The organism is Nocardia acididurans, from assembly GCF_016741815.1.
Taxonomy (GTDB): Bacteria; Actinomycetota; Actinomycetes; order Mycobacteriales; family Mycobacteriaceae; genus Nocardia; species Nocardia acididurans.
The window spans coordinates 20,148-33,913 of record NZ_JAERRJ010000006.1; the positions used below are offsets into that span (position 1 = coordinate 20,148).

The 13,766-nt window shown below is 69.3% G+C and carries 9 protein-coding genes; 1 reads left to right on the forward strand and 8 read right to left on the reverse strand.

What is annotated here, in order from left to right:
• Positions 1-6: 6 nt before the first annotated feature.
• Genes redW through JK358_RS16005 form a run of 7 tightly spaced genes read right to left on the reverse strand, consistent with a single transcriptional unit; the run spans position 7 to position 11,183 of the window.
• Entirely contained in the window at positions 7-1,164 is a 1,158-nt protein-coding gene (gene redW, locus JK358_RS15975) for an L-prolyl-[peptidyl-carrier protein] dehydrogenase (RefSeq protein ID WP_201948488.1), read from the reverse strand.
• Positions 1,161-3,956 carry a polyketide synthase gene (locus tag JK358_RS15980; RefSeq protein ID WP_201948490.1) on the reverse strand — a complete coding sequence of 932 codons (2,796 nt, stop codon included), beginning with the start codon at positions 3,954-3,956 and terminating at the stop codon, positions 1,161-1,163. Before JK358_RS15980 ends, redW begins: the two co-directional genes overlap by 4 nt.
• A complete protein-coding gene (gene redH, locus JK358_RS15985; protein WP_201948492.1) occupies positions 3,953-6,613 on the reverse strand; it encodes an undecylprodigiosin ligase RedH in 2,661 nt (886 codons plus the stop codon). The genes JK358_RS15980 and redH overlap by 4 nt, the downstream gene beginning before the upstream one ends.
• Positions 6,610-7,653 (reverse strand): SAM-dependent methyltransferase, encoded by a 1,044-nt coding sequence (locus JK358_RS15990; protein ID WP_201948495.1) that lies wholly within the window; start codon positions 7,651-7,653, stop codon positions 6,610-6,612. The genes redH and JK358_RS15990 overlap by 4 nt, the downstream gene beginning before the upstream one ends.
• 28 nt (positions 7,654-7,681) lie before the next feature.
• A complete protein-coding gene (locus tag JK358_RS15995) occupies positions 7,682-9,286 on the reverse strand; it encodes an amino acid adenylation domain-containing protein (RefSeq protein WP_201948497.1) in 1,605 nt (534 codons plus the stop codon).
• Positions 9,283-10,926: an aminotransferase class I/II-fold pyridoxal phosphate-dependent enzyme gene (locus JK358_RS16000; protein WP_201948499.1), complete on the reverse strand. Its 1,644-nt coding sequence runs from the start codon at positions 10,924-10,926 to the stop codon at positions 9,283-9,285. Before JK358_RS16000 ends, JK358_RS15995 begins: the two co-directional genes overlap by 4 nt.
• Positions 10,923-11,183, reverse strand: a complete 261-nt coding sequence (locus tag JK358_RS16005) for an acyl carrier protein (RefSeq protein WP_201948501.1) — start codon at positions 11,181-11,183, stop codon at positions 10,923-10,925. Before JK358_RS16005 ends, JK358_RS16000 begins: the two co-directional genes overlap by 4 nt.
• Positions 11,184-11,581: 398 nt before the next feature.
• Between JK358_RS16005 and JK358_RS16010 the strand changes: the two genes are divergently transcribed.
• Positions 11,582-12,310, forward strand: coding sequence for an AfsR/SARP family transcriptional regulator (locus JK358_RS16010; protein ID WP_201948503.1), 729 nt, complete (start codon positions 11,582-11,584; stop codon positions 12,308-12,310).
• Positions 12,311-12,328: 18 nt separating this feature from the next.
• Here JK358_RS16010 and JK358_RS16015 read toward each other — a convergent pair whose 3' ends face one another.
• Positions 12,329-13,561 carry a helix-turn-helix domain-containing protein gene (locus JK358_RS16015; protein ID WP_201948504.1) on the reverse strand — a complete coding sequence of 411 codons (1,233 nt, stop codon included), beginning with the start codon at positions 13,559-13,561 and terminating at the stop codon, positions 12,329-12,331.
• Positions 13,562-13,766 lie beyond the last annotated feature (205 nt).

Sequence of the window (13,766 nt, forward strand, 5' to 3'; positions counted from 1 at the left end):
GCTCCTTCAGCGCGTCGGACGGCGTCGCCCGAGCCCCAGGGCGCGGGCGACATTGTTCTTCTGAATCTCATTGGTGCCGGAGAAAATTCGCGCCGGCAGCGCGTCACGCAGCAGGGTCTCGGCCACGCCGTCGGTGACGCCGAGCGCGCCGCGCAACTGGATGGCGTCCAAGCCCAGCTGCACCGCCGCCTCGCTGACCGCGACCTTCGCCACGCCGGAACTGACTTCGCAGTCCCGGCCGGCGGAGAGATCGGCGGCGGCCTTGAACAGCAGTAGGCGGGCGGACTCGAGGCGCGTGATCATATCCACGACCCGGTGGCTCACCGCTTGGAATTCGCCTATGGGAGAACCGAATTGGACTCGGTCGCGAACGAAGTCGATGGTGTCGTCGAGTACTCGGCGCATCGCGCCCAGGTACACGGCGAACAGGCAGATGCGCTCCCAGCGCATCGATCCGGTGAATACGCTCGCGCCGCAGCCCTCGCCACCGAGGACGGCGTCCAGTGGGACCGGGCAATCGGTGAAATGCACTTCCGCCGTGGGTGATCCGCGCAGGCCGAGCTTCGCGTAGGGCGGGCCGACCCGCAGTCCCGGCGCGTCGGCCGGTACGAGGAACGCGGTGAGGCCGAAGAACCCGCCGCCGGGTTGGGTCACCGCCTGCACCAGGAAAGTGTCGGCGACGGGTGAGTTGGTGGTGAAGACCTTGGTGCCGTTGAGCACGTATCCGGCAGCGGTACGGTCGGCGCGGGTGCGCTGATGCAGGATGTCGGATCCCGCGTCGGATTCGGTGATGGCGTGCGCGGCCACCAGCTCACCGGAGCACAGCCGGGGCAGATGGCGGTGCTGCTGCTCGGCCGTGCCGAATTCGACCAGGGGCATCAGGCAGGCGAACAGGTGCGCCGCGGCCGAGAAGGCGAATCCGGTGTCGGCACAACCGGACCCGAGCGCCTCGAACAGTGCGACGGCGGCGACCGCGTCCAATCCGCTGCCGCCGTACTCCTCGGGCACCGTCGCGCCGAGGATCCCCTGCTTGCCCGCCAGCAGCCAGCGACGGCGGAAGTCGGTGGAGTCGAAGTCATGGGCGGGGCCGTTCAGATCGCGCCGTGCGAAAGCGGTGAGCGCGGTGCACATGGCCTCGATATCCGGCGGCAGATCGAAATTCATCCGGCACGGTCCTGTCGGGAGTGTTCCTCGAGGAGGAGGTGATAGTTGATCCCGCCGGTCCCGAACGAACTGACCGCGGCCCGGCGCGGCCGCCCCGGCTCCGACGGCCACGGCGTGGGCTGGATCGGCAGTACGGCGGGGATATTGTCCAGCGGCAGTTCGGGATTGGGAGTGCGCACCCCGATGTTCGGCGGAAAGGTGTTGGCCCGCATGGCCTGGAGCGCCGCGAGCAGCCCCGCCCCGCCGGCCGCTGCGAACGTATGCCCGACCACGGCCTTGACCGAGCCGATCGCCAGCGGGTTCCGTCGCGGGCTCCCACCGTAGACCTCGGCCGCCGCGCTGATCTCCACCCGATCCCCGACCCGGGTCCCGGTGCCGTGCGCCTCCAGGTAATCGACCGCGCCCGGGTCGAATTCGACCTGCTCGAACGCACGCCGCATAGCCCGCACCTGCCCTGCCACATCCGGCGCGATCAGCGACTTCGCGTCATTGGAAGCCCCGATCCCGCGAATCAGGCCGTAGATCGTATCGCCGTCGCGCAGCGCATCGGCGTGCCGTTTGAGCAGGAACAGCGCACACCCGTCGCCGGGGCTGAAGCCGTCGGCCGCACTGTCGAACGGCGTGATCCGGCTGCGCGACAGCATGCCCAGCGCGGAACACAGCACCAAATCCCTGGGGTTGCAGGCCAATTCGACGCCACCCGCCATCGCGAAGTCGGTGCTGCCCGCGCGCAGCGAGGTCACCGCGAGATCGATCGCCGCCAGGGTGGAGGCACAGGCCGCTTCGACCGCGAGCGGTACCGCGCTCAGCCGGTATTCATTGGTGACCATGGTGGCGACCGCCCCGGCGAGGAAGCCGTCGAGCTGCACGGGCGAAAGTTGCTCCCCCCGAACCGGATACCGCTCCCGGAGCCGATCGAGGAGCCTGGCCCGCGCCTCGCCCGGCAGATCCGCCCATGCCGGAGTCTCCGCGAGCGCGGACTCCCATTCCGCCACCGAGCGCTCGGCATTGATCCGCCGCTCGGTCGACAGGCTGAGCGTGCTGCCGACCGCCACCACTCCGATCCGCTCCCGTAGCCCCTCCGGCCTTCCGTAGCGAGCGAGCGCCTCGTCGGCAACCAGGAGGGCGAGCCGCTGTGCCGGGTCCATGACCCGATACCGATGCGGGGTGAGACGAACCGAGCCGGGCGGGTGCCCCGGCGGCGGCACCGACCCGCCCACCTGGCAGTAGCTGTGCGTCAGCGTGATCTCGCCCGGCGCGTAATAGAGTTCGCGATCCAGCACGTCAGCGCTCAGCGTGCCGAGACCACTGCGGCAGGACCGGATCGCCTGCCACAGATTGGCCGCGTCCCCGGCCCCCGCGAAGATCCCGCCATAACCCACGACGGCAATCGGTTCGGCCCGCACCGGAGCCGGAACACGGCGCGCGGTCCTTCGCGGAACCGCGTGCCCGAGCAGCACATACCCCGAGGTCCCGCCCAGCCCGCAGCCGAACACCGCCGCGTGCCGCGTCGGCGGCACCGGGTCGCCCGGCCATTCCTCGAGTGCCGTCACCTGCCGGAAGGGCATGGCGGCCGGGGTCTCGTACCCATCCCCGCGCGGGGCGGTGCGTGCGGCAGTGGCGTCGGACATCGATTCGTGCGGGGACGCCTCGGCGGAGCCGGATCCGGGGTGCCCGGTGGGTGGCATCTTGCCGTGGAAGAGAGCGAGCGCCGTCGCGCTGACGGCGGCCAATCCGGCATTGGCGAAGGTGTGGCCGAGTCGGGTGGCGGTGTCGCCCCATGCGATCGAGGCCGGGGCGGCGTCGCCGAAGAACCGGGCCAGGGCGCGCTGATCCGCCTCGCGGACGGAATGGATGCCCGGGCCCGCGCACTCGGCGTAGCGGACCGCGGCAGGGGGTACGCCGGCCGCGTCGTGGCACTCCTTGGCCAGGCGATAGCGGGGTTCGGCATTGGTCGAGTAGCGCAGTGCGCCCGGACGGGCCTCGTGCCGCAGCGCGCATCCCAGGACCGAGGCGTAGACGCGGTGCTCGTTGCGCAGGGCCGACGACCGGCGTTCCAGCAGCAGCGCGGTGACCCCCTCGGCCAGGGCGGGGGAGGCGGTGAACAAGCCCTTGGCGGCGAGGGCGTCTGCGGCGAGGGAGCTTTCCAGACACTGACCGGTCAGGACGAGGACCGCGTCCGCCGAGCCGGCGCGGAGGTTGGCGATCGCGCATTCGAGGGCTACGAATCCGGTGGCGTCGGCCGATTCCAGGGCGATCGTGCGGCCGAGGAGGTGGAATGCGGCGGCGATGCGGGCGGGGATGGTGCTGGCCATTTCGCCGACTCGGTCGTGCGGGGAGGCACCCAGCCTGGCGACCAGGCTCGCTCGCAGGTCTCGGCGCAGCCGGGGGGCGGCGGCCCGGGTGTGTGCGTCCGGATCGGTGGACGCGGCCTGCTCGAGGTCGCGGCCGTAGTGCGCGCCCGCGATGCGAAGGGCGTTGGCGTACTGGCGATTCAGGCCGAAGCAGGTGCCGACCACGACGTCCATGCGGGCGTCGGCCCAGGGCTGGGTGAGGTATCCGGCGTCGTCGAGGCACAGGCGCGCGGCTTCGAGCATGAGCAGTTGGAGACGGCTCAGGGAGCGGCGCTGGGCCGGGGGGATGCGGAAGCCGGTGAGGTCGATCTCGGTGTCGTCCAGGCGGGGCGGCCGCGGCGGTGGATTCGGGTCGGTCAGTGCGGTCCAGTACTCCGCCGCGCCGCGGATGCCGGGGTACAGGGCCGAGATGCCTACCACGGCAATGGGTTCGGTCATCCGTCGATCACCTCGACCACGCCGCGGTCGCCGTCGACCATGAGCAGGTCACCGGTTTTGATCACCCGGGTGGCGTGTTTGGTGTTCACGACGGCGGGGACGCGGAACTCGCGGGACACGATGGAGCTGTGCGAGAGCATCGAGCCGATATCGGTGACGATGCCACCCGCGATGGCGAACAGGGGCGTCCAGGACGAGTCGGTGTAGGAGGTCACCAGGATCTCGCCGGTTTGGAATTCATCGGCCTGCCAGGCCAGATCCTCGACGATGCGGGCGCGGCCGACGGCGCGACCGGGGCTGGTGCCGAGGCCGGGCAGACGCGCGCCGTCGGGGAGCGGCCGAACCGATTGCGTGACATCCCATTCGCCGATGATGCTCAACGGCGGCGCGGGCAGTCTGGTGTAGTTCTGGAAGGTGCGGCGGGCCTCGTCCAGACGTGCCCGGGAGCAGACTTCGTGCGGATCCCGTTGGTGCTCCAGGTATTTCAGGATGTCCGCGAAGTCCAGCAGGGCGACCTCGTCGAAGGAGCGCAGTACCCCGGCCTCGATGAGGCGGCGGCTCACCTCGTAGACCACTTCGCGGACCAGCCAGATGGAGGTGATCATCGACATGCGCGCGGTCTCGCGCAACGTACTGCACGTCTCGTACAGCGAGATGGCGGTGCGGATGGCGCGGCGTTTGGGTGCGGGCAGCCGGCGCAGGGCCCGCGTCGCCGCGTCGTCGCGGGGATCGTGCGCGGCGTCGAGGGCGGTGTCGATGGAGAAGCCCTCCTCGGCGTAGCGGCGCACCATCAGGAACACATAGGACAGGTCGTCGATCCAGCGCGGATGGGTCAGCTCCATCTCCTGATGGGCACGAGTTCCGTTCTCCCGCAGGAACGGCTCCATATGCTCGGCCCAGAAGATCCGCCCCGCCGCGTCGGCGCGCAGCCGGGCCGCCACGTCGGCGGGCGCACCGGACCGGATGATCGCCAGCACCTCCGGCCGCTCGCGCGCCGCCCCGGCCAGTTCCCACACCTCCCGGGCCGCCGCCACGGTGCGCAGGTTGGACATATCGGTTTTGAGCCGGTTCTGCAGCCGCTCGCCCTCCGCGCCGAGCCAGGCCCGACACATGGCCTCCAGAATTCCGTAGAACCCGAAGGCATTCAGGAAGTACGGCATGTATCCCACGTTCATATCGTGGAAATAGGCGAGCCGCCGGTGCATTTCGCCGTTCAGCTCACGAATATCCAGCTTGCGCAGATCAATTCGGTGCGCACGATCGAATTCGTAGCGCCGGGACTCGGTCATGCGCCGCGCCCGTCGCGGCGCGTCCCGGAATTCCGCCGCCGCGGTCCGGAACCAGAACAGCGTGGACCGCAGCCACGGCAGCCCGATCCGATAGCTGCCGAACGGATTCCGGTACCCGGCGAGGTCGATCTCCTCGCTGGCGAAGCGTTCGTCGAACGGGCGCTGATCCCGGGTGGCCAGGCTCTGGCTCAGCAGATAGGCCGTATAGGAGATGTTCAGGTACACATAGCCCTGGAAATAGCCCATCTGCGGCGACATCTCGCCGCGATCGCGCAGACCGGTCCCCACCACGCAGTCACCGTGCACATTGTCCTGGTAGTAGCGGGCGAAGGAGATGCCCAGCGGCGTCATGACGCCGGTGAAGATCTCCCCGATATCCATCCGGGACCAGAAGGTGCCGTGCCGCACCGGTTCCGGCTGCGGCGCGGTGTAGGGGCTGCGCGGCGCGGGCTGCGGCGTGCCGGTGGTGATGGGCCGGGCCTGCAGCAGATACGGGATCCCGTCCCGCACCGCCCACTCGATATCCTGGTCCGCCCCATAGTGATCGCGCACCCGGACCGCGAGTTCGGCCAGTTCGGCGAGCTGCTTGTCGGTCAGCGACGGGACGCCGCGCAGCGGTTCGTCCACCTTGATCAGCTCCACCACCCCGGACCCGACCGGGGCGCAGCGGGTGACCTTGTAGCGGACGTTGCGCTCCAGCACCTCGGGCCGATCCGGTTCCACGACAAAGGAATCGGAGGTGACCCGGCCCGACACCAGGCCCTCGCCCAGACCCCAGCACGAGTCCACGACGAATCGATCGGTGCGGCCGCTGATGGGGTCGCGGGTGAACAGCACCCCGGCGGCGTCGGCGTCGATCATCTGCTGCACCACCACCGCGATCGAACCCGCCCCGGCGGCGTCGCGGTAGGCCACGGCCCGATCCGACCACAGTGACGCCCAGCAGCGCCGCACCGCGTCCAGCAGCGCGTCCGGCCCGGCGATGTCGAGCAGCGTATCGTGCTGTCCGGCAAACGAATACGCCGCGGAGTCCTCTTTGCTCGCCGAGGAGCGCACCGCCACCCGGGGGCAGCCCAGCGTGGTGTAGGCGTCGAGCACCGCGTCGGCGATATCCGCGGGCAGCTCCGCGGTCAGGATGCGCTCCCGAATGCCCGCGGGGTTCGCGCCGGGTTCGGCGTCGAGCCCGGCGCGGTGCCGGAACAGTTCGAACAGGCCGGTGGTGAGGCAGAAGGCGGGCGGCACCGGGAAGCCCGCCCGCAGCATCTCGTCCAGACGCGCCCCCTTGCCGCCCAGTGACTGTGCCGCAGGGGAATCCGCGCCGCCGAGGACGACGATCAGATCGCAGGCGGTCCGGCTCGACGCGGTCATGCCCGGTTCTCCCGACTCTCGGGTCGCGGATTCGCCGCGACGAAGGAACAGAACTGCTCACCGGGAATCAGCCGCCGCACCGCGACCTCCTCGAAACCGGCCTGCCGCAGCTGCCCGGCCAGTTCGGTGGCATCCGGCAGCGGCCCGCCGAAATCGGCGAATTCGAACCAGAGACCGAGCACCTCGGTGCTGAGGTTGCCGCCCCGGCACGAGGTGGTGAGCAGGATCCGGCCGCCCGGCGCGAGCAGGGATCTGGCGTGCTCGAGCAGCTTGATCCGCTCGTCCACCGGGAAGTAGTAGATGTTGTTGTGCATGGTGATCAGGTCGAACTGCGGTTCGAGGTGGAGATCGCGAATATCGGCGTGGCGCACCTCGATCCGATCGGACAACCCGCGCGCGGTCAGGTCGGCGGCGGCCGCCGCGGCGACCTCGGGCTGGTAGTCGACGGCCAGCGCGGTCAGCCGCGGATTCAGTTCTGCGGCGTACCGTACGTAATCGCCGCTGCCACAGCCGATTTCCAGCAGGCGCAGCGGAGCCTCCCGATCCAGGACGCGCTCGACAGCCTCCTCGACGAAGGCCGCGATGACCCGGCTGGAGCGGGCGATGATCGCGCCGTCCTGGTCCGCGAGGGTCAGCCGGGTACTGCTGCCGAGCATGGCCGGTCCGTTCAGCAGCACCGGCACGTGGAATCGCATCACCTCCTCGAGCGCCGCGGCGACCGCGTCGTTGCGCGGGCGCGCAAGCGCTTTCGCCGTACGTCCGGCGAGCCGATAGCACCCGGTGTCGATCGACAGCTCGCCGAGCTGGACGCCCAGATCCAGCCACGCGCGCAGCAGCGTGCGGTCGGCGGTGATGCCGAGTGCGTCGGCCAGGGTGTCCACATCCCGTGGCCCGGCGGCGAGTTGCGCGAGCACCCCCGACCCGGAGGCTCCGGCCAGGAAGGCCGCCCGATACACCGGGGTGGCGAAAGTCCGTGCCAGCGAGAGCAGTAGCGGGAGACTGCCGCCGGCGGTCACCTTGGTCAATGTCGTGAATCTCATGGTCGCGTCCTCGGATCGCCGGTCGGGGTCAGGGGTTGCCGAGCGACCGATAGTCGGTCTTACCGTTGGCATTACGTGGCAGCTCGGCCATGACGACAGCGGCGCGCGGCACCATGTACCTCGGCAGATACAGGGCGCAATGCTGTTTGAGCTCGATCAGGGTCGGCGCCTGCGCCCCGGGGCGCAGCGTGTAGTAGAGGACGATCCGGGCCTCGGCCCCCGCGCCGGTGACCAGTACCGCCGCGGTCTCGACGGCCGGATGCCGCAGCGCCACCGATTCGATCTCGCCGAGTTCGATCCGATACCCGGACAGCTTGACCATGCGGTCCTTGCGCCCGTGATACCGCAGCCGCCCGTCGGACCGGCTCACCATATCGCCCGTGGGGTGCTGCCCGCGCCGATGGAACGCACCCCGGGGGTCGGACTCGCGCCGCCAGTAACCCGGTGTGACACAGTCACCTTCGACGACCAACTCGCCGAACGCGTCCGGACCGTCGATCGGCTGTCCGTCGTCGTCGACGATCAGCATCCGGGCCGTGCCGACCGGCATGCCGATGGGCAGTGACCCCGTCTCGCCCAGATCCTCCGGCAGTACGCGGTGATAGGTGCACACATTGGTCTCGGTGGGGCCGTACAGGTTGTACAGCCGGGTCCGCTCGTCGAGCAGCGCGTGCAGTTCGCGCAGCCGGGGCTTCGGGTACACCTCGCCCGCGAACAGCACATAGCGCAGCGAGGCCACCACCTCGGCGGTGAGCGCACCGCAGGCGGTCAGCAGCATCAGAATGGACGGCACCGAATACCACACGGTGACACCGTGTTCCCGGATTCCGGTGACCAGCGCCGCGGCATCACGCGCCTGCGCGTCCTCGATGATCCACACCGCCGCGCCCACCGAGACCGCCACGAACAGATCGAAGGTGCTCAGGTCGAAGGTGAAGGAGGCGTGATTGGCGAAGACGTCCTCCGGGCCGAGCGCCAATTCCGCACGCGCCCAATCGATGAAGGCGGTGAGGTTGCGATGCGAGATCCGCACGCCCTTCGGCGTTCCGGTGGACCCGGAGGTGTAGAGCACGGCGGCGAGGTCCGCCGGAGTGACCACCGGCGGCCGGGCCGGAATCGCGGGCCCGCGCCCAGCGCCCAGCAGGAATTCCCGCCAGGGGATCACGCGGGCCCGGCTGCCGTCGGCCTGCGCGCACGCGGTGTCCGACGCGGCCCGCTCCGCCGACACCACGACGGCCCGAACCGTGTGCGGCAGTGCGATATCGGAGCCGACCTCGGCGAGATGCCGGGCATCGGTGACCAGGACGATCGGATCGATATCGTCGAGGATCGCCTGCAGCCGCCGCACCGGATGCGCGCCGTCGACCGGCACGTACGCGCAACCCGCCTGCAGGGTGGCCAGAATGGCGGCGGCGTACTCCGGTCCCTTGTCCATCCAGATGACGACCCGGTCGCCCACGACGGCACCGAGCCCCTGCAGCCCCGCTGCCAGCAGGTGCACCGTCTTCGCGAGCTCGCCGTAGCTGACCGGCCTGCGCCCGAGCAGGGCCGGGCGGCAGGCGTGCGCCACGGATTCGATGGCGGGCAGCCGGACGACGCCGCGTTCGCCGGTCCCGAGTAGTCGTGCGGTCATCGGCGCATTCCCTCGGCCATTCGCTCGGCGGCGTCCGGCCCCACGGGGACGCCGGTGGCGCGGGCGGCGTCGACGAGAATCTGCACGGCCAGGGCCAGATCCTCGGGCGTGTGCTCGGAGGTGACGCTGATTCGCAGCCGGGCATCGCCGATCGGCACGCCGGGGAACACCACGGTCTGGCAGAACAGTCCGCGGGCGCGCACCGCGCGGCCCATCTCCATGGTCAGGCGCTCGTCGCCGATGACCACCGGCAGGATGGCGCTCGCGGTGCGCTCCAGATCGAAACCGGCCTCGATCAGATCACCGCGCAGCTGCCGAATGTTGTTCCACAGTGCGGTGATTCGCTCCGGCTCGGCCTCCATGACATCGATCGCCGCGATCAGGCCCGCGGCGACGCCGGCGGGAATGGTCGCGGCGAAGACATAGGAGTTGGAGTAGTAGCGCAGATAGTCGATCACCTCGTGATCGCCGACCACGAATCCGCCCATACCCGCCAGGGTCTTGCTCATCGTGCCGAGCTCGAGATCGACCTCGCCCTTGAGGCCGAAGTGCTCGGCCGTCCCGGAGCCCCGGACCCCCAGGACGCCGGTGGCGTGGGCGTCGTCGACCAGCACGCGCGCGCCGTAAGTGTGTGCCAGGCGGACGATTTCGGGCAGCTCGCAGATATCGCCGTGCATGCTGAACACCCCGTCGGTGACGATCAGCAGTCCGCGGAAGTGCCCGGCGGCGCGGTCGAGCACCCGTTCCAGATCCGCCATGTCGTTGTGCCGGTAGATCTTTCGCAGGCTGCCGGACAGCTTGCAGCCGTCGACGATGCTCATATGGTTGAGCCGGTCCACCACGACCGCGTCGCGCCGCCCGGCCAGCGCGGAGATGCAGCCGAGATTGGCGGCGTAGCCGCCGGGGTAGACGATGCAGTCCGGCCGGCCCTTGAAGGCGGCGAGTCGCCGTTCCAGTTCCCGGTGCAGCTCATTGGTGCCGCCGATGATGCGGCAGCCGGTATTCGTCGCGCCGAAGGTGCGGGTCGCCGTGCAGATGGCCTCGATGACGCGCGGGTGATTGGCGAGTCCCAGATAGTTGTTGGAGGCGAACATCAGATATTCGCGGGTGCGGCCGGTGTGGTCGTCGTGGATCAGCGCCCGGTTCGCGCACCGGGAGCGCAGCGGCTTGCCGTACCAGTAGAGGTGTTCGGCCTCGCGTTCGCGCAGATGGGTCGCGAATTCGGTGACGTCGGCGAACATGCCCGGTCCGCGACTGTCGATGAAGTCGCGCATCGAGCGCCCGTCCCACGGTGTCACGCCCGGTGGCTCGATCGGATCCACCTGTCCGGCAACGAGTTCGGGCTCCGTGCTCACCGGTTGTGGCGGCGCGGGCGCGGGACCGGCCGCGGGTTCCGGATCGCCCATGCGCCCCCGCAGATCCGTGATGAGCTCCGCCAGGCTGGTGACCGTGATGGCGGACGCGGTCCCGGTGGGCAGCGCCAGCTCGCGCACGGCGTCGTCGATGATCGAGATGAGGACGACCGAGTCGATACCCAGCTCGCCCTCCAGATCGGCGGTGAGATCGAGCTGGTCGCGCCGGTATTGCGTATGCCGCATCGCGGTCGTCACGACCACTTCGGCCACATCGTGCTCGGTCATCGGGGGCCCCTCTGCTTATCGCGGCATCGCTCTATCAAATCTGCGATCACATCGACGGATCGGAAGTTCTCGGGCCGGATCTCCGGCAGTGGAATGGCGATCCCGAATGCGGATTGAATCGAATGCACCAGGTCGAACACTTCGGATGAGGAGATTATGTTCAACTCCAGCAATGGTGTGTCGGCGTGCAGGCCGGCGGAATTTCCGCCGAGCCAGGACTCGGCGATGTGCCGCAGTAGGAAATCTTGGGTCGTCACGACTGTCCTCGAATAGCCGGAAATCGATTCGATTTTGGACCAGGCGGCTGACGGGACTGCTGACCGACCGCTGACCGCTCGGCGGCCAACCGTTGGGTCTGATTTTCCAAATCCATTTGGATCCGCATCCCATATTTTTTGGGAGGTGGGAATTGTGCGGCGAATCAGCGCTCTAGCTGCGTGTGTTGCATCGGTTATGGTACCGTGGCCGGACGCTGGTCTCGAACCTACCGGTTCGTAATAGGGGATGGCTGATGTTTGTCGATAAACTCTGGCGGACAACCGTTTCACCCTCTGACGAGATGCGCGACGATGCTGTCCGTATCGATCTACTGGGCTCGGTGTCCATAGTCGTCGGAAGTGTGCGTATAGAACTCAGATCGAGCAAGGTGCGCTCGATGCTTGCCACTCTCGCATTGGAGGCCGGACGTACCGTCTATTACGACGATCTGGTCGATGAATTGTGGCCCCGGGAAATTCTCAAGAATCCACGCAACGCATTGCAGGCCAATGCCACGCGGATCAGGAGGACTTTGGAAAGATGCACAGGCGGCACCGCGCGGCCGATCGAACTGCGCGCGGTCTACAACGGCTACATTCTCGAAACGCCCCGCGAACTCGTGGACGGCAACCGGTTTCTCGACCTCACCGCGCGCGGCTTCGCCGAGCTGAGCTCCCGGCCCGCGCTGGCCCTGTCGTATCTGCAGGAGGGGTTGCGGCTGTGGCGCGGTCCGGCGCTGCTCAACACCCGTTCCGGGCAGCGCTGCCGGGGTGCGGCGGCCTTCCTCGAGGAACGGCGGCTGGTCGCCTGGGAGGATCTGGTGAGTGCCCGCCTGCTGCTGGGCGACGACCGGCAGGCCGCGGCCGAACTGCAGCGGCTCGCCGCGGCCCACCCGGCCCGCGAGGGATTGTGCGAACTGCTCATGCTCGCGCTCTACCGGGCGGGCCGGCAATCCGAGGCGCTGCGGCTGTTCCACCGCACCCGCGAGCATCTCGACGACGAGCTCGGCGTCGAGCCGGGTCGCTCGCTGCTGCGGCTCTACGAGGACATCCTCGCGCAGGACTCGGCCCTGGACTCGGCGGACGCGGTGCTGCGGCGCACGGAGACGGGAATCGCCAGGACGTAGCCGATCAGGCGGGGCGCGTCAGCGCGCCCCGCCGAGATCGGCGAGTTCGGTCAACCGCTCCAGCTCCCGCCGGAGCATCCGATTGTCGTCGCGCAGCAGTTGTTTCAGCGTCCGCACCGCATCGGCGTCGTACCGCACGTCCTCGGGTGACGCCTCCGCCGCGCGCACCAGCGCGTAGACCGCGCCCACATCGTCGCCGCGTCCGGCCAGGGCGGTCGCCACCAGAATGTGATAGCGCGCCCGCCGCCCGGCCGGTTCGGATTCGGCCCCGTCCAGACCCGTGGCCACGGCGATCACGCTGTCGAAATCGCCGGCGGCGAGGGCGATCTCCATCCGGGTCAGGGCGATCTCGTCCGGACCGAAGGCGACGCCGCACGCGACGTGCGCGCCCTCCAGCCGGTGCGCGGTGCGGGCCGCGGCGGTCAGCAGGTGGTCGGCCGCCATCGAATCCGCCGCCGTGGCAGCGGCTTTGGCGGCCACCAGCTGCAGCGCCCCGCGTAAGGCGATCTCGTCGATCAGCTCCTGGCCGACGAATTGCGCGGTGGCCAAGGCGAAATCGCGGCACGCGGCGGGATGCAGCGGTAGCAGCGCCTCGGACATGTGCCAGGCGCTCGCGGCCAGCACGGCCGGGCGGTCCTGCCCCGAGGTCGCGGCGACGGCGCGATCGGCGACGAGCAGGGCCAGATCATGCGCGCCCATCGCCGAAAGTACTTGGCGGCACAGGTGATACGCGCCGATCAGCAGTTCCGTGGTGTCGCCGCCGCCGGTCCGCCAGTGCCACCCGCGCGCCGCCACCAGCACCCGCGGCAGGAACCGCGCCGTCTGGGTGAACCGGTCCCGGGAGCGCGACCAGAGCTGTTCGCACCGGAGCAGCTCCGCCGGCCAGTCCGTGGCCGGCATATCCGTCGCCGCCATGGCGTCGGCGAGCCCCGGATGATCCAGGATCGCCGGGCGCAGCGCGCTCACCAGCTCGGCCGCGGCCGGGGTCGGCCGCTCCGGCGGGACCGGCCGATCGATCAGCTCACGAAAATCGGCTATCTGCAGCACCTCCGCCAGCCGGATGGTGGCCTCGATGCTGTCCAGCCGCAGCCGCCCCGACTCGATCAGCCGCAGCCATTCCTCACTGCGGCCGACCAGATTCGCCACCGCCCGCCGGGACAGCCTGCGCTGCGTCCGGCGGAACTCGATCCGCCTGCCCACCGGCACGGCCTGGTGCGGCGCATGCCCCGCAGACCACCGGTCATCGCCCATCGGCTCGGGCCCCGCCGTATCGCACACCAACCCTGTCACCCACTCGCGAAGGGGGCCTCCGGAATTCCCCCTTCCGAATCCGAGGCCCGGACGATCGTGAAAAGTGTTGCGCCTCACAATAGTTGACCGCAGTGCATAACCGATACCGCAGACCGGCTGTGACCTCGCACAATCAAACCCCTGTTGATTTAGGTAACCCTAATTT

Bases quoted from the DNA above. Each gene is read 5' to 3' on its own strand.
- redW (WP_201948488.1), bottom strand. From the start codon at position 1,164: ATGAATTTCGATCTGCCGCCGGATATCGAGGCCATGTGCACCGCGCTC.
- JK358_RS15980 (WP_201948490.1), bottom strand. From the start codon at position 3,956: ATGACCGAACCCATTGCCGTGGTAGGCATCTCGGCCCTGTACCCCGGC.
- redH (WP_201948492.1), bottom strand. From the start codon at position 6,613: ATGACCGCGTCGAGCCGGACCGCCTGCGATCTGATCGTCGTCCTCGGC.
- JK358_RS15990 (WP_201948495.1), bottom strand. From the start codon at position 7,653: ATGAGATTCACGACATTGACCAAGGTGACCGCCGGCGGCAGTCTCCCG.
- JK358_RS15995 (WP_201948497.1), bottom strand. From the start codon at position 9,286: ATGACCGCACGACTACTCGGGACCGGCGAACGCGGCGTCGTCCGGCTG.
- JK358_RS16000 (WP_201948499.1), bottom strand. From the start codon at position 10,926: ATGACCGAGCACGATGTGGCCGAAGTGGTCGTGACGACCGCGATGCGG.
- JK358_RS16010 (WP_201948503.1), top strand. From the start codon at position 11,582: ATGCTTGCCACTCTCGCATTGGAGGCCGGACGTACCGTCTATTACGAC.
- JK358_RS16015 (WP_201948504.1), bottom strand. From the start codon at position 13,561: ATGGGCGATGACCGGTGGTCTGCGGGGCATGCGCCGCACCAGGCCGTG.